The organism is Streptomyces sp. NPDC044033, assembly GCF_056434425.1.
In genome coordinates, this window is sequence record NZ_JBWKFF010000001.1 from 693,920 (window position 1) to 720,519 (window position 26,600).

Sequence of the window (26,600 nt, forward strand, 5' to 3'; positions counted from 1 at the left end):
CTCGGACTCGGACTTGGGGTCGGACTTGGGGTCGGGCTCGGGGTCGGGCTCGGGCCAGGTCTCGGACTTGGGGTCGGTCTCGGGCCAGGTCTCGGTCTCGGTCTCGGGCTCGGATTTTCGGCCTCCGGATCAGATCGGCAACGGGATGTCGTTGACGAGCACCACCGGTGTCTCCATGCCCACGGCCATGAGGGAGCTGAGCGTCACCGGCCCGACCAGGGCCTTTACCCCGGCCGTGAGGCCCGCCTGGATCTCCACAGCCTCGCCCGCCTCGATGTTCACGGCGGCGCTCGCGTTGATGTCCGCCTCGGCCCCCGCGGTGACCCCGAACTTCATCCCCGCCTTGATGTCCACCGCGGCCCCGGCGTCGATGTTGATCGACCCGGCGGCCTTCAGCGACAGATTGCCGCCGGCCGTGATGTCGACGCTGCGGTTGCCCCGGATGTGCACGCTGCCGTCGGAACTGATCGTCACGCTCGTCTTGACCTCGTCGAGGTGCACGGTGAACCTGCCGTTGCCCGTCTGCAGCCGCACGCCGCTCTTCATCTTCGACTTGGCGTCCACCAGCTCCAGCGTGTGCCCGGAGCGGGAGGTCAGGCTGCGCCAGTTGACCTTGCCGCTGAGCTGGTCGACCGGGTCGATGCCGTCGGGGTCGGGGGTCGGCTTGTCCTTCCCGTTGTACAGGCCCGCGAGCACGTACGGGTGCTCCAGCGAGCCCCGGTCGAAGGCGCACAGCACCTCGTCCTCGACCTCGGGCATCAGCAGCCCGCCGCCCTTGACCCCGCCGAACTGCGCGACCCGGCACCAGTCGCTCTCGTACGTCTCCGAGAGCCACGGGAAGGTCACCTTCACCCGGTTCAGCTTCAGCGGGTCCTTGGCGTTGCTGACCAGCGCCACCACCACGCCCGGCATGGTCGGCGCGGCCTCCGAGCCGCCCGAGGCCAGCCCGTACAGGGAGCGGAACTGCCGCGCCGAGACATGCAGCCAGGTGGTGAACGGCCGCCCCGACTCGAAGACATGGCGGACACCGGTCGCCGTGTACTTCCCCTCGAAGGGGAAACCGGCGCCCTTGAGCGCGACGGGGTGGCCCGGCCGCATCTCGGGGTTGCCGGTGATCGCCACCTCCAGTTCCGCGAAGGAGTTCGCGACGTCGTCGGCGAGCGCCTTCGCGGCGTGCTTGACCTGCCCCGACTTCGTGTACGGGGTCTGCGTCTCGGTCAGTTCGGACGCCCCGAACGGCGACGACACCTTCCCCGGCGTGATGTCGGCGATGATGTCCTCGCTCTTCGTGGCCGGGGAGTCGGCCGACAGCGAGCGCTTGGTGCGCATGTCCCAGCCGCGCGCGGCGGCGCGCTTGACCTGCCCGGCCGCGGTGACCGACACCCGGGCCTGGGTGGTGTTGTGGCTGAATTCGAGTACGTACGGGGACTGCGCCGCCGACGTGCTGTCGGAGGGCGCACCGGAGGCCGGCGCCAGGTCGGTGAACTGGAGCTTGCCGTGCCGGTCGAAGTAGAGGTGGACGTCGTTCTCCGCGGCGAGCCGGGAGAGGAAGTCCCAGTCGGTGATGTTGGGCTGGGTCGCCAGCTCGTACACCGTGGGCGTCGAGTCGATCTTGCCGATGGACAGGCCGTTCTTGCCGGCGAGGCGCTTGACGATGTCCCCGGCCGTCATGTTCGGGTACCCCTCGACGCGGCGGTTGCGCAGCAGCCGGTGGCCGAGGTCGTAGCCGCGCACCACCAGTGACTTGCCGCCCGCGTCGACGTCCGCCTCCAGCGCGGTGACCTCGCCGGTCAGCATCGGGTCGCCGCGCTTGCCGTCCGTGAACGGGCAGAGCTTCGCCTCCGCGCCGATCTTGATCTGCGGGAACTTCTTCAGGATGTCGCTGCCCGAGTCGTCGAAGGTCAGCTGGAACGCGGAGGGCACATTGACGCTCGCGTCCACCCAGCCCTCGATGAGATGGGCCGCCAGTTTGTCGGTCAGCACCGCTCCGCCGATCTCCGCGTGGAGAACGGTGGTGAAAGTCTTCTCGCTCATGAGTCCTCCTCGCCCAGGTCCGGCGCCCGTACCTCGTCGGCGGCCGGAAGCAGCAGTTCGGTGCCGGGGCGCAGCCGCATCGGGTCGTCGATGCCGTTCGCCTCGGCGATCACTCGCCAGCGCGTCGCGTCCCCGTACTCCCGCCAGGCCAGGGAGGCCAGCGAGTCACCCGCCACGGTGCGCGTGATCCGGCGCGCGGAGAGCGCGCCGGAGGTCGGGTTCTGCCCCTTGGTGGACATGGCCACCTCGGTGAGCGACAGCGTGCACGTCGCGCGGATCGGCTCGCCGGTGGGGTTGAACAGGGTGTAGGTCGCGTTGACGGACGTCACGTACGCGATGAACTGCACCGTGTTGAACGACCCCCACGAGAACCGCACCCACGGCGGCGACGGCCGCTTGGACGTGGAGCTCTGCGACGTCACCTCGCAGCAGGACAGCAGCAGTTCGACGTGCTTCTGCACCTTGCCGGACTTCGGGGTGCCGGAGGCGTCCAGGAACACTTCGAGCTGGAGCGTCGCGGGCCGGGTGCCGGTGAACTTCGGCGGCGCGCCGCGCATGTACGCCACCGCCTGCCGCGTCTGCCACTCCGCCTCGCGCCCCATCTGGAGCTGGGTCGGGTTGAACTGGAACTCCACTTCCCCGATCTTCCCGCCCATCGACCCGCCCAGGTCGGTGGGGGGCTGATGGATCGCGAGCGACGCCCGTACCAGGCTCGCTCCCGCCTTGCCGCCGGTCGGCGCGGCCATGTCAGGAACCTCCCGCGTCAGTGAAACCGTGATGGGCGATTTCGAGGGTCTCGGTCGCCACGCTCGGACTCTCCGGATTGAGACTCGGCCCCTGCCAGCGCACCGGCAGCACCTCCACCAGCCCCCACTGCGCGACGATCTCACCGTTCGCGCGGAGCGCCGCGATCTGCGCGGTCGGCCGGCTGATGCCGGTGGCGATCGACGAGATCCAGGCGGCCACCCGCGATGTCTCGTGGGTCAGCGGCCGGGTGAGCCGGATCGTGGAGAACGTCACGCGGGACGGCAACTGCCAGACGAAGCCGTTGTTGCCGCCCTCCTGACGCTGCTCCACCTCGACCTCGGAGGCGAGCCCCTCGCAGCCGTTGAACAGCCCGAGGTCCTGGCCGTCGATGGTCAGCTTGAAGAAGACGGTGGAACCGGGGTCCTTGGTCGTCGGCATGCGTTGGTTCTCTCGCTAGTGGTACGGGGTGGGGGCTGGTGTCGAGGTGGTGCCGTCGCGCTCAGCGCCCGTGGTCGCGCAGCCGCCCGATGCGCTCGCGGTCCCCGCGCAGCTCGGCACGGAGCAGCCGCGACAGCGGCGCGAGGAGCCGGCGCGCCAGGTCGTCGAGTTCGGCCGGGTCGGGGGCGGTGACCGGCGGTCGCTCGGGCTCGGGCGCGGGGGCCGGCGCGGACGCCGACGGCGCGGGCCGGGGGGCCTGCGGTGGCGGCGGCGGTGGCGCGGTCCGCCGCTGGACGGGCGGGGGAGGAGGTGATTGAACGGGCGCCGGCCCGGGAGCGGGCGCGGGCGCGGGGGCCGGGGGCGGCGGTGGCGCCGGGACCTCGACGGTGCGCCGCTGTACGGGCGCGGGCACGGCGGCGGGCGCGGCCGGCTTCCGGAGGGGGACGACGGGCGCGTGCTGCTGCTCGGGGGCCGGGGCCACGCCCGTACCGAGGGGGCCGGGGGCCGTCGGGGCGCTGATGGTGGGGTCGGTCCGGCGCTGGACGAGGGGGGCGGACGCTTGCGCCAGCCCGAGGTTCTTGACCGGGGCGGTGGGGGCGGCTCGGCGCTGGACGAGCGGCGCGGCCGCCTGCCCCAGGCCGGGGTTCTCGGCGGGGGCGGTTGCCGGGGCGCCCGTGGCGGTGGGGCCGGGCGCGGGCTGCTGCTGCGCGGAAGGCGCCGGTGCCGTGCGCTGGACGGGCCGGACGGGCTGCGGGCCGGCCGGGGGACCCGCCGGCCGGAGCGCGCGGCCGACCTCGGCGGCGGCATGCGCGGACTCCAGCCGGTTGCCGGGGGCCCCGGTGGTCGCGCGCCGCTGGATGACGGGCTTGGCGGGGGCTTCCTGGGCGCGTACGGGCGCGGCGGCCGGACTGGTGCCGCGCGCCGTCGGTCGCGCCGCGTCGGCCGGTGCGCGGTGCGTGCCGGTGCTGGTGGGGCCGCTGGTGTCCACGGCGGGCAGGGGGGCCGAGCCGCCGGTCATGGGCCGCCGCGCGGCGGGGCTCTCGGCGGTACGGGCCGACTGGGCGGCGCCGTCCGCCGCCCGCCGCTGCACGGCGGGGCCCGGCCGGACCGGCGCGCCGGTGGCCGAGGGGGCGGTGTCGGCGGCACGCCGCTGAACGGCCGGCCCGCGCTGCCCCGCCGCGTCGCCGGACCGGGGCGCGGCGCTGCTGCCCGGGGTCTGGCCGGGGCGTACGGGCGCGGAGTCGGCGCTCGTCCCCGACTGCCGGGCGGAGTCCCCGGAGCTGTCGGTGGTGGGCCGTCGCTGGATGGCGGGCCCTGCCGACGGCGGGGCGGACTGGGTTCCGGAGGCGCGTACGGGCGCGGAGTCGCCGCTCGTAGCCGACTGCCGGGCGGGGTTCCCGGTGCTGTCGCTCGGGGTCTGGCCGGTGTGGATGGGCGCGGCGCCGCCGGCCGTGGGCCGTCGCTGGACGGCGGGGCCTGTCGAGGGCGGGGCGGACTGGGCCCCGGTGGCCTGTACGGGCGCGGGACCGCCGCTCGCCGTGGGCCGCCGTTGGACGGTCGGGGCGGTGGAGTCCGCGGCGCTGCTGCCCGGGGCCTGGCCGGTGCGTACGGGCGCGGCGTCGCCGGTCGTCGACGCGCTCCGCTGTACGGCCGGGACGGTGGAGTCCCCGGCGGCGGCGCTCGGGGGCCGACTGGCGGGCTCGGCGCCGCCGGTGGCGGGGCCTGCCGACGGCGCGGCGGGCCGGGTTCCGGAGGCGCGTACGGGCGCGGTGTCGCCGGTCGTCGCCGACTGCCGGGCGGGGGCCGCGGTGTTGTCGCTCGGGGGCTGGCTGGTGTGGATGGGTGCGGCGTTGCCGGTGGTGGGCCGTCGCTGGATGGTGGGCCCTGCCGAGGGCGAGGCCGGTTGGGTGCCGGTGGCGCGTACGGGCGCGGCGTCGCTGGCCGTCGACGCGCTCCGCTGTACGGCCGGAGTGGTGGAGTCCCCGGGGCCGCCGCCCGGGCGCGTGGTCGCGGAGCGGGTCGCCGACGCGTCGCCGGTCGCCGCCTGCCGCCGCACGGCGGAGCCTTGCTGCCCCGCCGCGTCGGCCGCCGGGCCCGACTGGCCGGGGGCGCCGCCCGTTGTCGTCCGCCGCTGGACAGTGGGGCTGCCCTGCCCGGTCGCGTCGGCGGCCGGGCCCTGGCTCGGGCCGCTGGTGGCGTTGCCCGGGGTCTGCCGCCGCACGGGCTGGGTCGACTGCCCGTGCGCGCCGCCCGTAGCCGCCCGTCGCTGGATGGCCGGGCCGGGCCGTACGGGCGCGTGGGCGGCCGGGCCCTGGTCCGGGCTGGCCGCGGCCGGGGTGCCGGTGGCGTCGCCGGGGGTCCGCCGCTGCGCAGCGGGGCCGCCCATGGCGTCGCCCGAGGCCGCCCGGCCCTGGGTACCGCCATCCGCCCGCCGCTGCACGGCCGGACCGTCCGCCGGACCGCTCTGGCCGGCTTGTCCCGCCGGACCGACGGGCGACGGGCCGCCCGGCGTCCTGCCCGCGGCCCGCCGCTGGATGGCCGGGCCGATCCGGCCGGGCGCGTCGGCCAGGCTCGACGGGCCGTCGCCCGGCCCCCGCCGCTGAGCCGCCGGGCGGGCAGCTGCCGGGCCGGAAGGACCGGAAGGAGTCGGACCGGAAGGAGTCGGGCCGGAAGGAGTCGGGCCGGAAGGAGTCGGGCCCGAAGCCGCCGGGCCCGAAGCCGTCGGCCCGGAAGTCGTCGACGGCGCGTCCGCCGCGCGTATCGGCGCGGAGCCGCCGGTCGTCGGCCGCCGCTGGATCGGCGGGCCCGCCGGGGGCGGCGACGAGGGCCGCGCCTTCGCGCCGTCGGGCGCCGTCGGCTCGGCGGTGCCGCCGCCGCGTACCGGCGGAGTGCTTCCCTCGGTCGCCCGCCGCTGAACGGGGGCCGGGCCGGGGCCCGAAGTCTGTGGCGGCGCGGCGGGACCAGGCCCGTCCGCCGCCGGGCGGGCTTCGCCGCCCGTGGCCCGCCGCTGTACCGCCGGAGACGGACCGGCCGGGCTCGCGGGGCCGGCCGGCCGTACCGGAGCGGCACCGGTCCGCGGCGTGCGCCGCTGGATGGCCGGCCCCGGGTGGACCGGCGCGGCGGACGCGGCAGAGGCGGAGGGCCCCGGCTCCGAGGGAGCCGGGGCCGCGGGGCCCGCCGGGCCCGAAGGCGCGGCGGCGGGCGCATCCGCAATCGCCGCCTGTCGCCGCACGGCCGCTACGGGGGTGGACGGCCGTACGGCGACAGGGGCTTCGGCCACCGGCGCGGTGCGTTGCGCGTCGGTGGCCGGGGTCCCCGCCCGGGGGGTGTGGCCCGGGGCGGGGACGTTGGTGGGCCGGGCCGCCGGGAGGCGGCGCGGCTTGCTCGGGGCGGTGGCGGCCGCCGAGGTCAGGCTACGGGCCGCCCGCTGGACGGGCGCCGCCGCCCGCTGGACGGGCGCCGGGCGCAGGGAGCGCGGCTCCGGCGGCTCGGGGGCGGCCGGGGCGTCCGTACGGCCGCGCGGGGCCACCGGCAGGACCGGCAGCGCCGGCAGCACGCTCCCGCTGGGCGCGACGGCCCGCGAGATCACCCCGCCGACCGTGCCGCCGGGCGCGGAGGCCCGTACGTCGTGCCCCAGCTCTCCGCCGAAGGACGGGTCGCGGTGCGAGGCCAGCGAGGCGGTGAACCCCGTCTCGACGACCGGGCTCGGCGCGCCGAGCACCCGCTGCACGGGCGGCATGGCCGCCCAGCCCCCGTCAGGCGCCTCGGCGGGCGGGGCCTGCGAGGACGCGGGTGCGGGCATGCCGGCCGGGGCCGACCGCGGGTCGGCCTTCGGCTGGCGGGACTTCCTCCTGAACAACCCCATGCCCCGTCACTGCTTCCCTTCGGCGCGTTCCACCAAGTCCGCGATCCGCGTCGCGTATGCGCGCCGGTCGGCGTGTTCGAGGTCGAGGATGTCCTCAAGCCCCCAGTGGAAGTGGTAGGCGAGGTACGCGACTTCCTCGTGGATCCGGTCGGTCGCGTACGTCACGATTCCCCCAGGCGGCTCCCGGCCAGCTCCACCTCGAAGGACTCCGAGCAGTGCGGGCAGGCGACCGCGGCGCGGGTGTGCCCTTCCGCGTTGATCTGCCGGTAGAAGTCCTGGAGGAAGGCGAGGTCGGAGGCGAACATGTTCTCCACCGTCCCGTCGTGCACGATCGGCAGGGTACCCAGCCGGGTGATGACCCGGCCGAGCAGGACCACCGACAGATACGCGGGGTTCTCCCGGACGCGCACGTCGCGCAGCGGGATCAGCTCGTCGCGGGCCGTGGCGAGCCGCATCGAGCCGTTGCGGTGCACGGTGCCGGAATCGTCGACGAAGCCGCGCGGCAGCTCGAACTCGAACTCCGTGCGCAGGGGTTCCCGCGCCTGTGCGGCCGGGCCGGGCCCGGCGGGGACCGGCCCCGCCGCGCCCGCCGGTGCCGCCGGGCCTTCGCGTCGCATTACTCGATGACCAGCTCTTCGAAGACGATGGTGACCTGCTCGGTCAGCGCGGCCGCGTCGCCCGCCTTGACGCTGCTGGTCTCCACCTTGCTGCACCAGGCGTTGCGCATGTTGTAGCGCTTCACCGGGTTGTTCTGGAAGTCCATCATCATGATGGTGGCGTTCTTGCGGGCGGAGCCCATGTCACCGGCGATGGACTGGTTGATCCACTCGCTGAACGAGGACGACTGGGTCATACCGCGCGTCACCGTGGCCTCGCCGGCCTTCTTGGTGCCGGGCATCTTCTTCACGACGGGCTTGCCGTCCGCCGAGACCTGCTGGTACTCGATGACGTCCTGCTCCATCGTCAGACCGCTGACCTCCTGGAGGTACTCGACCATCACGCCGTCGATCTGGAGGCCGAAATTGTGTGTGGTGAGGGCGTCACCGGGCTGAAGCGACAAGGGAGTTCACTCTTCCTTCTGTTCCTGCTGTTCCTGAGAGGTACGGGCGAGGGCGCGGCCCGCGGCGCGGATCGGTTACTCCTCCAGCTCGCCGCCGCCGCCCGAGAACTGCGCCAGCCGGAACACCACGAACTCGGCGGGCTTCACCGGCGCGATGCCGATCTCGCAGATGACCCGGCCGACGTCCACCGACTCCGGCGGGTTGGTCTCCTCGTCGCACTTCACATAGAACGCGTCCTCGGGACGCGATCCGAACAGCGCGCCCGCACGCCACTCGTTGACCAGGAACGCCGAGATGTTGCGGCGGATGCGCGCCCACAGCGCCTGGTCGTTGGGCTCGAAGACGACCCACTGGGTGCCGATGAGGATCGACTCTTCGAGGTAGTTGAAGTACCGGCGGACGTTCAGGTAGCGCCACGCCGGGTCGGACGCCAGGGTGCGCGCGCCCCAGATCCGGATGCCGCGGCCCGGGAACGCCCGGATGCAGTTCACGCCGATCGGGTTGAGCAGGTCCTGCTCGCCGCGGGTGATCTGGAGCTCCAGGTCGACGGCGCCGCGCACGATCTCGTTGGCCGGGGCCTTGTGCACGCCGCGCTCGGAGTCGTTGCGGGCCCAGACGCCGGACATGTGGCCGGACGGCGGCACGGTCTTGGTCTGGCCGGTGGCCGGGTCGAAGACCTTGATCCAGGGGTAGTAGAGGGCGGCGTACCGGGAGTCGTAGCCCGCGACCTCCTGCCGCCACTGGCGGATCTGCCGGGCGCCGAGCGACGGCGGCGGGTCGAGGATGGCCATCCGGTCGCCCATCAGCTCGCAGTGCGCGACCAGTCCGAGCTGTACGGCCTTGACGTGCTCCAGGTCGATGAGGCCCTGCTGGTAGGCGGCCATCAGGTCGGGCACGGCGACCATGTTGATCTCGTCGAGCGCCTCCAGCCCGCCGAAGCCCGTACGGTCGGCGGAGTCGCCGATGAACCGGCCGGGGGCGAGCTGCTCCAGCTCCGCGCCCGCGTTCGGCGCCGCGGCCGGCTCGGGGGCGGGCACGGCCGGGGCGAGGGCGACGGTCTGCGCGTCGGGCTTCGCCAGCTGGGCGGCCGGGGCCGCCTCTTCGAGGACGATCAGCTTGGAGCGCTGCTTGACCTGCGTGACGACGTAGTTGCGCGCGCTCTTCTTCGCGCTCACGTCGAAGCTCTCGGAGACCTTCTCGCCGTCCTTGACGACCAGCTTGAACCGGTCGGCGGCGCCCTCGCCCTCGACGTCCTGCACCTCGACGCTGATCGAGCCGCCGGCGATGGCCGACACCTTGAACGAGCCGAGCGCCGCGGGCTCCCCGGCGACGAGCTCCTTGACCAGCTTGCTGGCCGCCGCCTCACCCTGCGAGCCGCCGCCGGCCCCAGCGGACTGGCCCGTGCCGCCGACGCGGATGACGTACGCGGCGGAGCCGCCGTTGTTGAAGAAGCCGTAGACGGCGTGCGCCAGGTAGTACCCGTCGGTGAACTCGCCGAAGGACGCCACGTACTGCGACCAGTTCGTCACCAGAGTCGGCTCATTGACCGGACCGACCGGCGCGAGTCCGACGAAGGCCGCGACGGAGGTGCCGACACCCTCGATGGGGCGCGATCCGCTGGCGACTTCCTCGACATATACGCCGGGGGACAGGTAAGAGGGCATGGGGGCTGAACTCCTTGCGACGGTGAAGTTGGTGGCACGGGGCTGCGGTGGGGCGGCGTAGGACGGTGATATCTCTCCCGTAGACGGTGATATCTCTCCCGTGCGCTCCCCATGACCTGGCCTGACCCGCCCCGTACTGAACCAGTGGTGACGATCGTCCGGTATCGACGATGGCGCATAGCCCCGGCGGCCCGAAGGAGCGAACGGACGTCGTCGGGGGCAGGGGTCATTGCCCGAACGGTCACCAGCCGTAACGGGGGCCCGTCCGACCGGCAAGGAGGCAACAGGGCAAAGGCATACATGTCGCACGGCTTACGCCGCAGCGGACGGCCGACGGGTGTGCCGGGAGACGGCTGGAGTAGCGTCTGAGGACGATCCTGAGTACAAAAGGGCAACGCGATACGCGCCGGTGAGGCGAGGACGAGGAGTACGGGCGGGCTGTGCACAGCGACGAGGGCGGGCCGAGTGCGGCGCCCCGGTTCCAGCTGCTCGGACCGGTACGGGCCGAACTGGCGGGGCGCCCGCTGGCGCTCGGCTCGCCGCAGCAGCGGGCGGCCCTCGCGGTACTGCTGCTGCGCGACGGGCGGTCCGCCTCGCTCGTCGAGCTGATGACGGCGCTGTGGGGCGAGGACCCGCCGCCCCGCGCGGTCGGCACGGTACGGACGTACATCTCGCGGCTGCGGTCCCTCCTGGAGCCCGCGCGGCGGGCGCACGAGCCCAGCCGGCTGCTGGTGTCGACACCGGACGGCTACGCGCTGCGGGTGCCGGCCGGGCGGCTGGACGCCGCCGAGTTCGAGGGGCGGCTCGCCGCCGCCGCGCGGGCCCGCGCGGCCGGCGACCCGGCGGCGGGCTACCGGGAGCTGAACTGCGCCCTCGCCCTGTGGGACGGCACGGCGCTGGCGGGGCTGCCCGGCCCGTACGCGGAGCGGCAGCGCGACCGCCTCGGTGAACTGCGCGTCACGGCCCGTGAGGACCTCTTCGACTTCGCCCTGCGGCTGGGGCGGCACGCGGACACGGTGGCGGAGCTGCGGGCGTTCGCGGCGGAACACCCGCTGCGCGAGCGCGCCCAGGGGCTGCTGATGCAGGCGCTGCACCGCGGCGGGCGGCAGGCGGAGGCGCTGGCGGTGTACGCGGCGACGCGCCGCATCCTCACCGGGGGGCTCGGCGTCGAGCCGGGCCCGGAACTGGCGGCCCTGCACACCACCGTGCTGGCCGGGGAGCCGGCCATGCCTCTGGCGCCGGAGTCGGTGCCTGAGCCGGTGGCGGAGCCGGTGCCGGAGCCGCCGTCGGTGGTTGTGGTCCCGGCGCAGGGCGCGGCGCGGGCCACGGCCCCGCCCCCGGACGCCGTCCCGGCCGAGGCCGCCGTTCCGGCGCAGGCGCGGGCTCCCGACCCCGACCCCGTCTCCGCCCCGGCTCCGGCCCCCGCCCCCGCCCTCGCCTCCGAAGCGGCCGGGCCGCCCGCGTCCCGTATGCCGCTGCCCGCTCAACTCCCGTACGACATCTCCGACTTCGTGGGACGGGAGGCCGTAGTCGGGGCGCTCTGCGAGACGTTGCTGGCCGCCGGCGGGCGGGCCATGCCGGTCGCCACGCTCACCGGGCTGGCCGGAGTCGGCAAGACGGCGCTGGCCGTGCACGCCGCGCACGCGGTACGGGCGGCGTTCCCCGACGGGCAGTTGTACGTGGACCTGCGCGGCGGCGACCCCGACGCCATGAGCAGCTCCGCGGCGCTGGCCCACTTCCTGCGCACCCTGGGCGTCGCCGACTCCGAACTGCCGGAGGGGCTGGAGCAGCAGGCCGCGCTCTACCGCTCGCTGCTCGCGGGCCGCCGGATGCTCGTACTCCTCGACAACGCCCGCGACACCAGGCAGTTGCGCCCGCTGCTCCCCGGCGCCCTGGGCTGCGCGGTGCTCGTCACCAGCCGGTCACGGACCATCACCCTGTCCGGCGCGCGGCTGGTGGACGTGGAGCTGCTGCCCGAGCGGGACGCGCTCGCCCTCCTCGGGGCCATCGCCGGCCCCGGCCGGGTCGCCTCCGAACCGGCGGCCGCCCGCGAACTGGTCGCGGCTTGCGGCCGGTTGCCGCTGGCCGTACGGATAGCGGCCAGCCGGCTCGCGGCCCGGCCGAGCTGGGCCGTGGCCGACCTGTCCGCGCGGCTCCGCGACGAGCGGCGCCGCCTGGACGAACTGCGGGTGGACGACCTCGGCGTGGAGTGCGCCTTCCGGCTCGGGTACGCGGCCCTCGCCGACGACCTGGCCCGCGCCTTCCGCCTGGCGTCCCTCGCCGACGTGCCCGCCTTCAGCGCGGCCTCGGTGGCCGAACTGCTCGGCGTCCCCGGGAGCGAGGCCGAACGGATGCTGGAGAGCCTCGTCGACGCCGGGCTGGCCGAGGTGCGCTGCGGGAACAGGTACGGCTACCACGACCTGCTGAAACTGTTCGCGCGGCGGCAGAGCGAGAGCACCGACAGCCCCGAGGAGCGGTCCGCGGCGCTGCGGCGGCAGTTGGACCACGTACTGGCGACCGTCATCACCGCGATGCGGCGCATCCGCCCGCACAGCGTCGTCCCCGGCCATCTGCACCGCCCCGCGGCCGAGGGACGCGACCTCGCCGACGCCGACGCGGCCCGCGAATGGCTCTGGAACGCCCACCCGCAACTGCACGGTGCCGTACGGCAGGCCGTCGGCGGAAGTCGCGCCGCGCTGCGCCCGGCCGTGGACCTGCTGGTCGCCTGGGCCAACCTGGTGCAGGGCACCGCGCGCCGGCACGGCCTCGAACCGCTCGTCCACGAGGCCCTGGCCGCCGCCCGCCGGCACGGCGACGACCGCAGCACGGCCCGCGTCCTGCGGCTGCTCGGCGCGCCCCACTACGGCCTCCAGACCTACGACCGCGCGGAGACCGCGCTCCGCGCGAGCCTGCGGCTGGCGGAGTCGGCCGGGGACCGGCTGACCCAGGCCGAGGCCGCGCACGACCTGGGCATCGTCCTCCTCGCACGCGGCCGGCCGGCCGAAGGGCTCCCGGCCTTCGCGCAGGCCCACGAACTCTTCGGGGACATGGGCGCCAACAGCGACGCGGCCCACGTCCGTTCCCACCAGGCACGTGCGTACAGCGCGCTGGGCCGCACGGCGGAGGCGGCCACCGCCACCCACGAGGCGGTGACCCACGCCCGCGAACTGGGCCGCCCCGACACCCTCGCCCACGTCCTCTACCAGGCGGGCTGCACCGCCCTGAGCGACGGCCGCACCGCCGACGCCTTCCAGTACCTCCACGAATCCCGCCGCCGCCACCACGCCGCCCGCGACCTCCGCTGGGAAGCCATGTGCTGGGCCCGCCTGGCCCACACCGAACTGGCCGCCAACCGCCCGGAGGCGGCCCTGGCCCGCGCGGAGAAGTCCCTGGCCATGGAACACGGCCTCGGCGACATCTTCTGCCGCGGCCTGGCCCGCGCCGCCCACGGCCGCGCCCTCCTGCGAACCGGCGACCGGGCCCGAGCCCTGTCGAGCCTGCGCTCCGCCCTGGCCGACCTGGAGGGACACAGCACCCGCGAGACCGCGAACGTCGCGGCCCTGCTCGCGGCCACGGAGGAGGCGGATTCGGCGGCGTAGCCGGCGGCCCAATTCCAGGTTCCACGCGCGGCGGGCCGCATCGGCCGTCCAGACGGGCACCGTGGTGTCGGAGGGCATGCGGAGCTCTCCGTACCGGCGGGCGGGCAAGCGAGCTGCCGTCGCGCTGCCGGGGCGTACGAGGAGGTGACGTTCTGGGTACGGGGCGGCGATCAGCTCGTACATGAGGTTTCCCCCTCCACGGCGTCGAGTACGAGGCGAGCCCAGACGGTCTTGCCGACCGGGTGGCGGTCATGGTGGCCGGTCGCTTCGGCGAGTGCCGCGACGAGGGCCAGACCACGGCCGCTTTCGTCGCCCTCACCGGCTTCGACGGGCCGGGGCGGGATGCGGCTGGCATCGGAGACTTCGATAAGGCAGTAGTGATCGTCTACGGTCAGCCGGACCTCGAAGCGGCGGCCGCGTCTGCCGCTGTGCTCGACGGCGTTGGCGGAGAGTTCCCCGCACACGAGGGCCACTCGGTCGATGTCGTCCTGGCCGTATCCCCAGGTCGTGAGTGTTTTGGTGATGAGGTTCCTGGCGCGGGGGACGCACTTGCGTACCGAGCGGAACTGCCTGTGCCACTCCCGGGTGGTGATTTGTTGGTCGAGCGCGGACATCGCGTCCCCTCTTCGCTGGCGGGCTATGGGGTACGAGTGCACCGTTACAGCGAGCACAGGATCAGGTCACAGTGGTTACCCAACGTGGGTAATCTCGTTGGCGATTGATTCCACGCCGGTCCGCCCGTACGGGCGAGTGAGGGGAGGAGCGGTGTGCTCGCAGGTCCACCGGGCCTTGCCGCCCGGTCTGCTGGCCAGTGCGGAATGGCAGGATGCCTGCCGCCGCCGGGACTTCGCCAGCGTCTTCCGGTTGGTCAAGGTCAAGGCCGGGATCTACCCCTCACGGATTGCTGCTCTGTGCGGCATGACGCCCAGTCGGGTCGGCGAGATCATGGCGGGGCGACGCTCCCTGGCCCACATCGATGTGGTTGAACGCGTCGCCGACGGACTGCGCATTCCCGGCGCAATGCTCGGCCTTGCCCACCGGCCCTGGGAGATCCCGGCCCCAGTCCGCACAGAGGAGAGGGTGCCCGAGCCCGTTCACTCCGCACTGGGAGAAACCCAGCCCGTCGAGTCGGCAGAAGATTTGGATGACCTGCTCGCGTTGGTCGACATCCGGGCCACCCGCTCCACCCTGACGGCCCTGCGTTCCTCCGTCGAGGACTACTGGAGGCGCGACAACGCATACGGCGGGGCGACCTTGCGGCCGGCCGTTGTCGGCCACCTGCGCTACGTCGGCCGCCTTCTCGACTCCTCCGAGGGCGGCCTACGACACGGTCTCCAAGCGGTCGCTGCCGAACTGGCACGGCTCTCCGGCTGGGCCTACTTCGATGCTCGGCAGTACAGCAGCGCTCGCACCTTTTTCACTCAGGCACTCAAGCTCTCCCACGCGCACGGCGACCGCCTTTTCATGGCCAACGTCCTGTCCTGCATGAGCTTGTTGGCCACCTACGACAGCAATCCGAACGACGCCGTCACCTTGGCCTGCCGCGCCCAGGATGCCGCCCGCGCCGTAGGCGGACAGCCCCTTGTCATGTCAATGCTGCATTTGCGCGAAGCATTCGCCCAGGCAGCCCTGCTTGATGCCTACGCGTGTCACCAGGCTGTGGAGCGGTCCCGAGACCATTACGAGCAGTCACGGGGGCGCGAGGCCGAAGCGCCTTCCTGGGTGCGCTATTTCGACGAGGCCAAGCTCCTCGTCGACACCGGCATCGCCTACGCCCGTCTCGGCGAATCGGCGCGCGCCGAACCCAACATCGCCGAGGGCTTGCGTCGGGAGAGCGCCGACCAGCAGCGAGGCCGCGCCTTCCACGCCTACTGGCTGGCCAGTGTCCAGCTCCAGCAGGGCAGTCTGGACCAGGCGTGCGCCAGCGCCGGCCTCGCTCTCGACCTCACCGCGGTCATCGATTCCCCACGCGTGAGCGGCCACGTCCGGGAACTGCACCGCCGCATGCTGCCGTACGCCCGTGAGGCCCCCGTCCTCGAATTCGAGCAGCGCATGCGGGACGTACTCGGCTGACCACGCGGCCGACCGTTACAAGCCGCCAGTCGCCTCGTCCAGGAGCAGGTACAGCAGGCCGACGAGACTGCCGCTGCTGACGACCTCACGGCGGTCGATCATGCCTCGGACCTCGGATACCGGAATCCACTCGATGCGGTCGGACTCGTTCAACTCGGTCGGCGGGCCGGCGTAGGAGGCCGCGTCCGCGCGGAAGACGAAGTGTTCGGAGTCGGTGATGCCGTTGGCGGGCTGGGCGTAGACCAGCGGCTTGAGGGCCTCCACCCGCCACCCGGTCTCCTCCTCCACCTCCCGGGCGGCGGCCTGCTCGGGGGTCTCGTCGGCCTCGATGAGGCCCATGGGCAGCTCCCAGCCCCAGGTATCGGTGATGAACCGGTGCCGCCACATCATCAGCACGCGCTTCTGGTCGTCGACCACCGCGGCCACCGCCAGGTGGCGCATCCGCACGACATGGTGTTCCCACCGGCGGCCATCGGGCTGCTGGACGTCCGCGAGCCACAGGTTGACCCACGGGTTGCTGTAGATCTGCCGCTCGCCATGGACGGTCCACCGCATGAGCCCAACTCCCTTACCTCAGCGAAGCCTCCAGGATGTCACTCTGACGAGAAACATGTCCTGGAACGGGCCGCTCGGCCGACCGGCCGGGCCGGCGAGCGCGTCCAGCCGTAGCCGCCCGCTATCGCCCCGTCCTCAAAGGCACCACCGCTGCCCCCACTTCTGCCCTCACGTACCACCTGAAATCCGCCGTGCCGTCTACCGTGCCCAGATGGTGCCGTCGCCCCCGGGCGCGGGCGCGCAGCCGGGACGATCGTCGTCGGTCGGGGCCGGGGCGGGTCGTCGGGTGGGGGAGTCGTGCCCGCAGCTCGGCCCTGAGGGCCGCAAGGGCTGATCGGGCATCGAACGCTGCCCCCGATGCTGCCCGTGCGTACGCTTCACGCGGCTCCTGGTTCGCGTTCACTGTCGACGGTGAGCATGTGGACTTCATTGGAACCGGCCGCGACCTCCGTCGACCCCGGCTCCAGCGCCGGTGTGCGCCTGCGTGTGCGCAATACGGGGGACACCGTCGAGGAGTACCGGCTGTCGCTGGTGGGTGACGCGGCGGGCTGGGGGCGGATCGAGCCGGATGTGCTGCGGCTCTATCCGGGTGCGGAGGGCACCGCGCAGGTGGATTTCGCTCCGCCGCGCACCTCTGATGCCAAGGCCGGGCCCGTCGCCTTCGGCGTGCGTGTGCTGCCGCGTGAGCAGCCGCAGTCGGCCGACGTCGCCGAGGGGCAGATCACCGTCGGCTCCTTCGCCGAGATGAACACCGATCTGATTCCGCTCGTGGTACGCGGCAGATGGCGCGCCACCGCGCAGGTCGCCGTCGACAACCTCGGCAATCAGCCGCTGACCACGTCCTTCTCCACCCGCGACAACGGCGACTCGCTGTCCGTCGACCCCGATCCGGGGGCCGTCCAGGTCGCGCCCGGACGCGCCGGGTTCGCGCTGCTGCGGATCAAGGCCGGGTCGATCAGCTGGGTCGGCGGCACCCGCAAGCACCCGTTCACGCTGTCCGTACTGCGGGCCGGGGTGGCGCAACCCACCGAGCTGCGCGGTACGTACGTACAGCCGTCCATCCTGCCGCGCTGGCTGATGGCGATCCTCGGCGTGCTGCTCGCGCTGCTCATGATCTTCCTGGTGCTCTGGTTCCAGCACCGGCCGGGCGTCTCCACGCAGGCCCGCGAGAAGGCGGGGGAGCTGACCAAGCTTCCTCAGGGCGAGATGTCGAAGGCCCCGAGCCCGCCGCCGACCCAGGAGCCGACGACGACGCCCACCCCCGACAAGCACGACGACGGCGGGGACAAGAAGGGCGGCGGCGGTGGTGGCGGCGATAAGAAGAAGAAGCCCAGCGGCCCGAAGCTGTTCACCATCAAGGACAAGTCCGGCGGCGGCTGGTACCTCCAGACCGACGCGGGCAAGCAGGAGAACGGCACGTCAGTCGGCCAGAGCCCGAAGATGACGGGTGACGAGTTCGGCAAGAACCAGTTGTGGATCCTGCACCACTACAAGGACGACAACACGTACGCCCTGGAGTCCGCCAGTGCCCCGGGCGCCATCCTGGACAAGGTGGTCAACCCGGACGGCTTCCACACCAATCTGCTCCAGATCATGCACACCAAGCCGGAGGACCTGAAGACGGGCAACCTGCGGGTCAACCAGAAGTGGCGGCTCGTGGACGCGCCCGGCGACGAGGGCCGCAAGCGCATCATCAGCGTCGACAACGGCACGTGCGTCTTCAACATGGTGAACGACAAGGGCGCGACCACCCAGGGGTGCGCCGATCACAACAACGACAACATGGCCTGGATGATCGTCGCGCAGTAGCGCGGTCCCGCTCCGCAGCAACGAGCGCGCCCGGCCGGGAGGTTCTTCTCCCGGCCGGGCGCTTCTTCTTGAGACGGTTCGGACGCGTCAGGCTACGTCCATATCATCGCCGGGCCCGGCACCAGGCGCCCCATCTTGCGGTACTCCCGCTCGGCCCCGGCCCGTACGTCCGCCGCCGACACCGCCTCGCCGCGGCCCGCCGCGAGATACCCGGCGGTGACGGCGGCGCTGCGGATCGCACCGCCGGACAGCTCGAACTCCTTGGCGCACACGTCCAGTCCCAGCTCCGGCTCGCACGGCGTCGAGATCAGGCACCCTTCCCACAGGGAGACGCGCTGCGCCTCGTCCGGGAACGGGAAGTCCACCACCAGGTCCAGGCGGCGGGTGAACGCGTCGTCGATGTTGGCCCGCAGGTTGGTGGTCAGCACGGCCACGCCGTCGAAGGACTCCAGCCGCTGGAGGAGATAGGCGCTCTCCAGGTTGGCGTACCGGTCGTGGGAGCTCTTGACCTCCGAGCGCTTGCCGAAGACCGCGTCGGCCTCGTCGAAGAGCAGCACCGCGTCCGTACGGTCCGCCTCCACGAAGATCCGCTCAAGGTTCTTCTCGGTCTCGCCCACGTACTTGTCGACGATCGCGGACAGGTCCACCACGTACAGGTCCAGGCCCAGCTCCCCGGCCACGACCTCCGCCGACAGCGTCTTGCCCGTGCCCGACTCGCCCGCGAACATCGCGACCACGCCGCGCCCGCGCCCGCCGCCCGTACGCAGCCGCCACTGGCCCAGCACCTGCTCCCGGTGGCGTGCGCGCTGCGCCAGCTCGTGCAGCATCTTGAGCGGCTCGTCGGGCAGCACCAGATCGCCGAACCCGACCGCCGGGCGCACCCGGCGCGCGTGCCGGTCCAGCAGCGGCGCGGACTGCTGCCGCGCGCTGTGCTGCACATGGGCCGCGGTGAGCGGACCGCCGTCGAAGGCCGCGAGCGCGGTGGCGGTACGGGCGGCCCGGCGGATCTGCGCGGCGCTGAGCCGGTACGCGGCCACCGTCTCGGCCAGCTCGAACCCCGGGTCGCCGATGGCGCCCAGCTCCGCCGACCACACGTCCGCGAGGTCCACCACGTCCTGCGGCGCGTCCATCCCGACCAGCGCCGCGTCCGGGGCCCACCCCGGGTCGTACGGCTCCGAGCCGAAGCAGACCACCGTGGCGTCCGGCACGGCCAGCGCCTCGATCAGCGGCCCGGGCCGCTCGGACACCGGCCCCACCACCAGGGCGGCCCCCCGCAGCCGCGCCTCCCGCACCAGCAGGGGCGCGATCCGCGCCGGGTCCTGCTCCGCGCGCGACGGGTCGTAGCGCAGTACGGGCAGCCCGGCGGCGGCGAGCCCTTCGATGGCGGGTCCGGCCGCGGTGCCCGGCCGCCGCTCCCGCAGATGGACGGCGAGCGGCCCGGCCGAGGCGAGCGTGGCGAGCCGGGCCGCGAACGGGCCCGCCTCCGCGGCGTTCGGCGGTGCCAACCGGACGCCCGCGGCGCCCAGGCCGCCGTCGAGCGCGTCATCGCCCAGCAGATGCGCCACCACCCGCTCCGGCACCCGCAGCGCCCGGCCCGGAAGCGGCCGGTCCTCGTCCTCGACGGCGAGCAGGCCGCCCGCGATGAGCGGCGCGGCCGCGTGGAAGCGGGCGCGGGCGGAGGCGTCGTACGGGCCGGTGCCGGCGAGCTCCAGGGTGAGCGCGACCGTGGCGCGGCGGCGGCCGACGTCGTCGTTGAGGTAGCCGTACAGGGGCTCGAACCCCCGGTCGGCGTCCGGGGCGAGCGCGGCCAGCAGGATGTGCGCGTCGAGCGGCGAGAGCCCGAACCGCTCCGTCAGCCGGACCAGCCGGTCGGGGGCTTCGTCTTCTGGACGGCCTGGGCCGTCCGGGCCGCCCGGGGCATCCTCCAGCGGGATGCCGGGCCCGACGGCCACCGGCCCGGAAACCGCCGCCAGCCGCTGGGCCGTCTCCGGCGACACGTACAGCCCGCGCAGCGGGTCGTCGGCCGTCGGGTCGTCGGCGCTGCGGCGCTCCACCAGTTCGGCGACGCGCTCGCGCAGCAGCCCGAGCCGCCGCAGCACGGCCGCCCCGTGGGACCCGTCAGGCCCGTCGGACCCGCCAGGCCCGAGTCCGTCCGTACGGTCCATGGCGGCGCTCACCGTGCCACCGACCCCGGCTCACGGCGGGCGCGGGGCCCGGTGCGCGGCGCGCCGACGGCCCCGGAGCCGTCGCCCGGAACCGAGCGCAGCACGCGCGGCTGCGCGTCGGAGGGGACGCCGTTGACGCCCTTGACCTGGGTGACCGCCTCCGTGACCGGCGGCGCCACCTCGTACGAGGGCGAGACCGGGAACGGCACCGTGATCACCACGTCCAGCGAGGGCTTCAGCTCGCCGCCCAGCGCCGACCAGATGTCGGCGATGGAACGGGACTCGGGGGGCGGCACCGCCACCGATATCGGCAGCGACACCTCCAGGGCGGTGAGCGCCTCCGTCAGCGCGGCGGGCGGCAGGATGTCGTGCGAGAGCAGGCAGCCCAGCGCCGCCGAGAGCAGCCGGTGTTCGTCCTGGGTCCGGGTCGTCCACGCGGTGAGCAGGTACGACAGCCGGAACCAGCGCGGTGGCTGACGTCTGCGCACCACCATTCCGGAGGCGTCCCGGACGTTGATCGCACCGCGCTCGCGCCGGGCGACCTCCTCGCGGATGTCGTAGAGATACGCGTTGAGCGTGGGTGCGTTGCGGCGCGCCGCCCAGTCGCGGGTGGGCGCCTCGAACACGACCTCCCCGGTCGTGTCCGGCATCGCACCGCCGCGCAGTACGCGCCGCAGTGCCTCGTCGACCTCGTGAATCACGCGCTGTCCCCCGAATGTCGCCTCGGTGCCATCAGATGTATCCCTCCCGCAGCGCGTACGCCACGGCGTGCGCGCGGTTGTGCAGTTGCAGCCGCGTCATCAGGGCGTGGAGGACGTTCTTCACGGTCCGCTCGGAGTAGGCCAGCTTCTCCGAGATCTGCCGGGTGTCCATTCCCTCCGCGACCAGCCGCAGTACGTCCACCTCGCGGGGCGCCATGCCCAGCGTCGGTACGAACGAGGACGAGGCGGAGTCCATGGCGGACCGCCGCAGCCGCCCGACCTGGGTCAGCAGTCTGTTGATCAGGTCGGGCGGCAGCTCCCCCTCGCCGCGCGCCGCGCTGTGCACGGCGCGCAGCAGCTTCTGCGGCGTGGCCTGGTGGCGCCAGAGGATGGCGCGTACGCCGTACTCCACGACGGTCATCAGCTCCGGCTCGCGCAGTTCGCTCGCGATCAGCACCACGCGCTGCTCGCCGCCTCTGACGAGGCGTCTCAGCTCGGCGCCCGCCGCCTCGTCGACACGGTCGACGAGCGCGACGGCGACGGTGCCGCGCGGCTCCTCCCCGGCGGTCGAACCGGGGCGCTCCAGGAGTTCGACGGTGGGCTGATGTTGCAGGTGGCTGATGACCCCGGCCCGGCTGAGCGGGTCCGCGGCGTGGACGACCACCGTGACGCGTTTTTCGAGCACTGGTGTTCTGTTCCTTGTCTTCCCCCGTGTAGCGACAGTCCCAGAGTGCTCGATAGTGCTCAACAAAAGATTGCCGAACGATCAACAGACCCCTGATGTTGTGCCCAAGAGGTGTACATCCCGTGCCCGAACGTTCACATGGACGGTGTGTTCGAGGGCAGTCGAGGCGTCTCGCCGGGTCATATGGGCGAGCTGCGGGCGACCCTAGCCCCGGCGGTCCGGCGGTGACGCGTGGGGCACCCCCGTCGGCAATCGACAGTGGGCCGACGGCAACGAAAAACCACCCGCCCAGGGGCCGGAGAGCGGCCCAGGGCGGGTGGTTCCTCGTGATACGTGCAGCTATGTCCGTACAGCTACAGCTACTCGGCGGTCGTCGCCGCGGCCTCCTCGCCGCCGAACCGGGCGCGGTAGCCGTCCAGGTCCTCGTCCGTGATCTTGGCGAAGAGCACCGGCGGCACCGTGAAGCCGGTCCCCGCCGGCACCCACGCCAGCGCCCTGGCCTCGTCGGCCGTCACCCACGTGGCCACGTCGTCGGCCAGCGCGAACGCCGCGCGCATCGCCTTCGCCGAGGACGGGATGAAGGGCTCGGAGACCACCGCGTACAGGTGGATGAGGTTCATCGCCGTACGCAGGGTCAGCGCGGCGCCCTCCGGGTCGGTCTTGATCTCCAGCCAGGGGGCCTTCTCCTCCAGGTAGGAGTTGCCCGCGCTCCACAGCGCCCGCAGCGCGGCGGCCGCCTTGCGGAACTGGAGCGACTCCATGTGGCCCTCGTACTCCGCGAGCAGCTCCGCGATCTGCTCGCCCAGCTTCCGCTCGGCGTCGCCCGGCGCGCCGCCCTCCGGCACCGCGTCGCCGAAGCGCTTGCGGGAGAAGGACAGCACGCGGTTGACGAAGTTGCCGAGGGTGTCGGCGAGGTCCTTGTTGACGACGGAGGAGAACAGCTCCCAGGAGAAGGACGTGTCGTCCGACTCGGGGGCGTTCGCCATCATGAAGTAGCGCCAGTAGTCGGCGGGCAGGATCTCCAGGGCATCACCGGTGAAGATGCCGCGCTTCTGCGACGTGGAGAACTTGCCGCCGTAGTAGTTCAGCCAGTTGAAGCCCTTGACGCAGTCGACGCGCTTCCACGGCTCGCGGGTGCCGATCTCGGTGGCCGGGAACATCACCGTGTGGAACGGGACGTTGTCCTTGCCCATGAACTGCGTGTAGCGGACGTCATCGGCCTCGTACCACCACGACTTCCAGTCGCGGGGACCGTCACCGTCCGAAGCGGCCTCGGCCCACTCCTTCGTCGCCGCGATGTACTCGATGGGGGCGTCGAACCAGACGTAGAAGACCTTGCCCTCGGCCGCCAGCTCCGGCCAGACGTCGGCGGGCACCGGGATGCCCCAGTCCAGGTCGCGGGTGATCGCGCGGTCGTGCAGCCCCTCGGTCAGCCACTTGCGGGCGATGGACGAGGAGAGCGTGGGCCACTCGTCGCCGACCGCGTCGATCCACGCCTCGACCTCCGCCGCCAGCTTCGACTGGAGGAGGAAGAGGTGCTTGGTCTCCCGGATCTCCAGGTCGCCGCTGCCGCTGATCGCGGAGCGCGGCTCGATGAGGTCCGTGGGGTCGAGCACCCGGGTGCAGTTCTCGCACTGGTCGCCGCGCGCCTTGTCGTAACCGCAGTGCGGGCAGGTGCCGACGATGTACCGGTCCGGCAGGAAACGGTCGTCGGCGAGCGAGAAGACCTGGCGGATCGCCCGTTCCTCGATGAAGCCGTTCTCGTGCAGCTTGCGCGCGAAGTGCTGGGTGATCTCGATGTTCTGCGTCGAGGAGCTGCGGCCGAAGTGGTCGAAGGCCAGCGCGAAGCCGTCGTAGATCGCCCGCTGCGCGTCGTGCTGCTGGGCGCAGTACTCGGCCACCGGCAGCCCGGCGTCCTTGGCGGCCAGCTCGGCGGGGGTGCCGTGCTCGTCGGTGGCGCAGATGTACAGGACGTCGTGGCCGCGCTGGCGGAGGTACCGGGAGTACACGTCCGCCGGGAGCATGGACCCCACCATGTTGCCCAGGTGCTTGATCCCATTGATATAGGGAAGGGCGCTGGTGATGAGGTGTCGAGCCATTGCAGGCTGCTCCCAAGTCGGTACCGGGTGTGACAATTTGGCCCGCGGGTCCTCTGCGGGCCTCCAATATCGTATCGGAGGGCGACGGACCACCCTCCCCCGATTTGCCCGCCCACCGACCCGGCGGGGACGTGCGCGAACCTGATCCGGACGTTCGCGGCGCCAAGAGAGACGTTCGCGAAACATCTCCTCCTGTACACCCGCATCCTGGAAGGGGGCGAAGGGTGCAGAGGGAGATGAACGCCATCATGCGGGTACTGGTCGCCGAGGATGAGGAAGTACTGGCGGAGCTGGTCGCGACCGGCCTGCGCCGGGCCGGCTTCGCCGTGGACACCGTCTACAGCGGGGACGCGGCCCTCGCCTACCTCGGGCTGCACGACTACGACGTGGTCGTCCTCGACCGCGATCTGCCGCGCGTGCACGGCGACGAGGTCACCCGCCGGCTCGTCGCCGACGGCTCCCGCACCCGCATCCTGATGCTGACCGCCGCGGGCTCCATGGAGGACCGGGTTTCGGGCCTCGACCTGGGGGCGGACGACTATCTGCCCAAGCCGTTCGAGTTCCCCGAGCTGATCTCGCGCGTACGGGCCCTGAGGCGCCGTAGCGCCCGGCCCACGCCGCCGGTGCTGGAACGTTCCGGGCTGGTCCTGGACACCGTGCGGCGCACGGCCGTGCGGGACGGGGCGGTGCTGGACCTCTCCCCGAAGGAGTTCGCGGTCCTCCAGATCCTGCTGGAGGCCGACGGCGCGATGGTCAGCGCCGAGGAGCTGCTGGAACGGGCCTGGGACGCGAACGCCGACCCGTTCACGGGCGCGGTCCGCGTCGCGATGAGCAAACTGCGCGGAAAACTCGGCGAACCCGCGCTGATCCGCACGGAGCAGGGCGTCGGGTACGCGCTGTGAGCCGGGTCCGCGCCATGCGCGGGTCGCTGGCGCGGCGCCCGCACGGTCACAAGGTCCGCACCCGGGTCGCCGTCGTCTTCGGCGGGGTCTTCCTGGTGCTGGCCACCGCGCTGCTGATCTTCGTCAACGTGCTCTCCAGCGCCGGCACCCAGGAGCGCGCGGGCCACATCCGCTCCGAGGCCCAGGCCCGTACGGGCCACCCGGTGAAGCTGTACGTACCCGTGCACCGCATCCCCGAGCCGGCGGCGACGGCGACCACCGTCGCCGAGGAGCCGGGCGCCAGGGTGTACCGGATGCGGGAGATCGCCCAGGTCTCCGACGGCGTCAGCCAGGCGGCCTCGCAGCAGCTGGTCTTCTGGTCGGTGGTGGCGCTGCTGGTCACGGCGCTGCTCGCGGTCGGCGTCGGCTGGTGGACGGCGGGCCGGGTGCTGCGGCCCGTACACGTCATGACGGCCAAGGCGCGGCGGATCTCCGAACGGAACCTGCACGAGCGCATCGGACAGGGCGGCCCCGACGACGAGCTGAAGGAGCTGGCCGACACGATAGACGCGCTGCTGGGGCGGTTGCAGGGGGCGTTCGACAGCCAGCGCAGGTTCATCGCCAACGCCTCGCACGAACTGCGCACCCCGCTCGCCACCCAGCGCGTCGCCATCCAGGTGGGGCTGGAGGGCGGTCGCCCGTCGGCGGAGGAACTGGCCGACACGAAGGCGACGCTGCTGGCGACCAACCGGCGCAGCGAACGGCTCATCGACGGGCTGCTGGTGCTCGCGCGCAGCGAGCGCGGCCTGGAGAGCCGCGACCGGCTGAACCTCGCGGACGTCGTCGCGGAGGAGACCGCCGCGGTGCGGGGCCGGGCGGAACGGGCCGGGGTGAAGGTGACGGTGCACTCCACGGACGCGCAGGTGTGGGGCAACCGGGTGCTGCTGGCCCAGCTGACCGGCAACCTGCTGCGCAACGCGGTCATCCACAACCACGACGGCGGCACGGTCGACGTGCGGGTGGGGCCGCGGCTGCTGACGGTGCGCAACACCGGGCCGTTCGTGGAAGCCGACGAGGTCGCCGACCTCTTCGAGCCGTTCCGGCGGGGCGACGGCCGCGACCGGCTCGGCTCGGCGGACGGCACCGGCCTGGGGCTGTCGATCGTACGGTCCATCGCGCGCGCCCACGGCGGCGCGGCGGAGGCCGCCCCCAACCCCGGGGGCGGCCTCATGGTGATGGTGCGGCTGGGCGAGACTAGCGGCCGAGAATCCCGGCGGCGCGCGCCTCGGTCAGCCACTCCGGGAACTCGATCATGAGCTCGCGGTAGAGGTCCGCGTGCGACAGCGACCGCGGGTCGAGGCCCGCGTGGAAGAACCCCGCGTTGTCGACCGCCCGCTTCTCCGGCACGGCCAGATCGTCCAGCTTCCGCAGGAAGTCGAACCCCTTCCCCGCCGGGTCGCCGAACCCCACGAACTGCCAGAAGATCGGCAGCCGCGCCGCGTCGCACAGCGCCTTCTCGGCGGCGGCCTTGCCGGTCGGTGCGCCGTCCGTCTGGAAGATCACCAGGGCGGGGTCCGTGGCCCCCGACTTCTCGTAGTGCTCCACGACGGCGTTGATCGCCCAGTGGTAGTTCGTACGCCCCATGTGCCCGAGGCCCGCGTGCAACTCGGCGATGCGGCCGGCGTAGTTGTCGAGCCCGATGTCGGCGGTGCCGTCGACGTCGGTGGAGAAGAAGACGATGGGCACGACCCCGTCGTCATCGAGGTGCGCGGACAGCCCGAGCGCCTGCTCGGCGAGGTGCTGAACGGTGCCGTCCTTGTAGTAGTTGCGCATCGACCCGGACCGGTCGAGCACGAGATAGACGGTGGCGCGCTGACCGGTGAGCCCTTGCTTTTCGAGGGCGGCTCCGGCCGCTTCGCGGAGGGGGGCGAGGGCGGGGGCGGTGGTGGGAGCTGTGGTGGGGGCGGGGGCTTCGTCTGTGCTGAGGGGTTCGGTGGGGGCGGCGGTGGCTTCGTCTGTGACGAGGGGTTCGGCGGCGGGGGTGGCGGTTTCGTCTGTGACGACGGGGCCCGCGACGGGGGCGGTGGTTTCGTCCGTGCTGAGGGGGCCCGCGGCGGGGGTGGTGGTTTCGTCTGTGACGAGGGGTTCGGCGGCGGGGGTGGCGGTTTCGTCTGTGACGACGGGGCCCGCGACGGGGGCGGTGGTTTCGTCCGTGCTGAGGGGG

Annotated in this window: 20 protein-coding genes; 5 read left to right on the forward strand and 15 right to left on the reverse strand. The window is 73.1% G+C overall.

Features of this window, described 5'->3' with window-relative positions; translation table 11 throughout:
* Nucleotides 1-129: 129 nt before the first annotated feature.
* The 8 genes from AC07AB_RS03070 to AC07AB_RS03105 all read right to left on the reverse strand — a co-directional run bounded on the left by AC07AB_RS03070 (nt 130) and on the right by AC07AB_RS03105 (nt 9,809).
* Nucleotides 130-2,034, reverse strand: coding sequence for a VgrG-related protein (locus AC07AB_RS03070; protein WP_478559049.1), 1,905 nt, complete (start codon nt 2,032-2,034; stop codon nt 130-132).
* Nucleotides 2,031-2,780, reverse strand: a complete 750-nt coding sequence (locus AC07AB_RS03075; RefSeq protein ID WP_478559052.1) for a CIS tube protein — start codon at nt 2,778-2,780, stop codon at nt 2,031-2,033. The genes AC07AB_RS03070 and AC07AB_RS03075 overlap by 4 nt, the downstream gene beginning before the upstream one ends.
* A gap of 1 nt (nt 2,781) precedes the next feature.
* Nucleotides 2,782-3,219, reverse strand: a complete 438-nt coding sequence (locus tag AC07AB_RS03080; RefSeq protein WP_478559055.1) for a phage tail protein — start codon at nt 3,217-3,219, stop codon at nt 2,782-2,784.
* Between the two features lie 61 nt (nt 3,220-3,280).
* Nucleotides 3,281-7,084, reverse strand: a complete 3,804-nt coding sequence (locus AC07AB_RS03085) for a DNA polymerase III subunit gamma/tau domain-containing protein (RefSeq protein ID WP_478559058.1) — start codon at nt 7,082-7,084, stop codon at nt 3,281-3,283.
* A gap of 6 nt (nt 7,085-7,090) precedes the next feature.
* Nucleotides 7,091-7,249, reverse strand: coding sequence for a DUF6760 family protein (locus tag AC07AB_RS03090; protein WP_478559061.1), 159 nt, complete (start codon nt 7,247-7,249; stop codon nt 7,091-7,093).
* Nucleotides 7,246-7,701: a hypothetical protein gene (locus AC07AB_RS03095; protein ID WP_478559064.1), complete on the reverse strand. Its 456-nt coding sequence runs from the start codon at nt 7,699-7,701 to the stop codon at nt 7,246-7,248. Before AC07AB_RS03095 ends, AC07AB_RS03090 begins: the two co-directional genes overlap by 4 nt.
* Nucleotides 7,701-8,144 (reverse strand): phage tail protein, encoded by a 444-nt coding sequence (locus tag AC07AB_RS03100; RefSeq protein ID WP_478559067.1) that lies wholly within the window; start codon nt 8,142-8,144, stop codon nt 7,701-7,703. Before AC07AB_RS03100 ends, AC07AB_RS03095 begins: the two co-directional genes overlap by 1 nt.
* A gap of 75 nt (nt 8,145-8,219) precedes the next feature.
* On the reverse strand, nt 8,220-9,809 hold the full coding sequence (locus tag AC07AB_RS03105; RefSeq protein WP_478559070.1) for a phage tail sheath subtilisin-like domain-containing protein: 1,590 nt from the start codon (nt 9,807-9,809) through the stop codon (nt 8,220-8,222).
* Between the two features lie 440 nt (nt 9,810-10,249).
* On the opposite strand from AC07AB_RS03105, the gene AC07AB_RS03110 reads away from it, so the two are divergent.
* Entirely contained in the window at nt 10,250-13,408 is a 3,159-nt protein-coding gene (locus tag AC07AB_RS03110; RefSeq protein ID WP_478559073.1) for an AfsR/SARP family transcriptional regulator, read from the forward strand.
* A 170-nt stretch (nt 13,409-13,578) separates the two neighbouring features.
* Here AC07AB_RS03110 and AC07AB_RS03115 read toward each other — a convergent pair whose 3' ends face one another.
* Nucleotides 13,579-14,022 carry an ATP-binding protein gene (locus AC07AB_RS03115; RefSeq protein ID WP_478559076.1) on the reverse strand — a complete coding sequence of 148 codons (444 nt, stop codon included), beginning with the start codon at nt 14,020-14,022 and terminating at the stop codon, nt 13,579-13,581.
* Nucleotides 14,023-14,173: 151 nt separating this feature from the next.
* Between AC07AB_RS03115 and AC07AB_RS03120 the strand changes: the two genes are divergently transcribed.
* Nucleotides 14,174-15,481, forward strand: a complete 1,308-nt coding sequence (locus tag AC07AB_RS03120; RefSeq protein WP_478559079.1) for a helix-turn-helix domain-containing protein — start codon at nt 14,174-14,176, stop codon at nt 15,479-15,481.
* 15 nt (nt 15,482-15,496) lie between these two features.
* Here AC07AB_RS03120 and AC07AB_RS03125 read toward each other — a convergent pair whose 3' ends face one another.
* Nucleotides 15,497-16,036, reverse strand: a complete 540-nt coding sequence (locus AC07AB_RS03125; RefSeq protein WP_478559082.1) for an NUDIX hydrolase — start codon at nt 16,034-16,036, stop codon at nt 15,497-15,499.
* A 411-nt stretch (nt 16,037-16,447) separates the two neighbouring features.
* On the opposite strand from AC07AB_RS03125, the gene AC07AB_RS03130 reads away from it, so the two are divergent.
* Nucleotides 16,448-17,845 (forward strand): RICIN domain-containing protein, encoded by a 1,398-nt coding sequence (locus AC07AB_RS03130; RefSeq protein WP_478559085.1) that lies wholly within the window; start codon nt 16,448-16,450, stop codon nt 17,843-17,845.
* A gap of 92 nt (nt 17,846-17,937) precedes the next feature.
* Here the strand turns inward: AC07AB_RS03130 and AC07AB_RS03135 are convergent, their stop codons facing one another.
* The 4 genes from AC07AB_RS03135 to metG form a co-directional block, all read right to left on the reverse strand.
* Nucleotides 17,938-20,010, reverse strand: a complete 2,073-nt coding sequence (locus AC07AB_RS03135; RefSeq protein WP_478559724.1) for an ATP-binding protein — start codon at nt 20,008-20,010, stop codon at nt 17,938-17,940.
* Nucleotides 20,011-20,018: 8 nt separating this feature from the next.
* Nucleotides 20,019-20,711: a Pvc16 family protein gene (locus AC07AB_RS03140; RefSeq protein WP_478559088.1), complete on the reverse strand. Its 693-nt coding sequence runs from the start codon at nt 20,709-20,711 to the stop codon at nt 20,019-20,021.
* 31 nt (nt 20,712-20,742) lie between these two features.
* Nucleotides 20,743-21,396, reverse strand: coding sequence for a response regulator transcription factor (locus tag AC07AB_RS03145; RefSeq protein ID WP_478559091.1), 654 nt, complete (start codon nt 21,394-21,396; stop codon nt 20,743-20,745).
* 359 nt (nt 21,397-21,755) lie between these two features.
* On the reverse strand, nt 21,756-23,495 hold the full coding sequence (gene metG, locus AC07AB_RS03150) for a methionine--tRNA ligase (RefSeq protein ID WP_478559094.1): 1,740 nt from the start codon (nt 23,493-23,495) through the stop codon (nt 21,756-21,758).
* Between the two features lie 248 nt (nt 23,496-23,743).
* On the opposite strand from metG, the gene AC07AB_RS03155 reads away from it, so the two are divergent.
* Both AC07AB_RS03155 and AC07AB_RS03160 read left to right on the forward strand, forming a co-directional pair.
* Nucleotides 23,744-24,397 (forward strand): response regulator transcription factor, encoded by a 654-nt coding sequence (locus AC07AB_RS03155; RefSeq protein WP_478559727.1) that lies wholly within the window; start codon nt 23,744-23,746, stop codon nt 24,395-24,397.
* 14 nt (nt 24,398-24,411) lie between these two features.
* Nucleotides 24,412-25,692, forward strand: coding sequence for a sensor histidine kinase (locus tag AC07AB_RS03160; protein ID WP_478559730.1), 1,281 nt, complete (start codon nt 24,412-24,414; stop codon nt 25,690-25,692).
* On the opposite strand, the gene AC07AB_RS03165 is transcribed toward AC07AB_RS03160, so the two are convergent.
* A partial coding sequence (locus AC07AB_RS03165; protein ID WP_478559097.1) for a vWA domain-containing protein occupies nt 25,631-26,600 on the reverse strand: 970 nt, incomplete at its 5' end. The two genes, AC07AB_RS03160 and AC07AB_RS03165, sit on opposite strands and share 62 nt — an antisense overlap.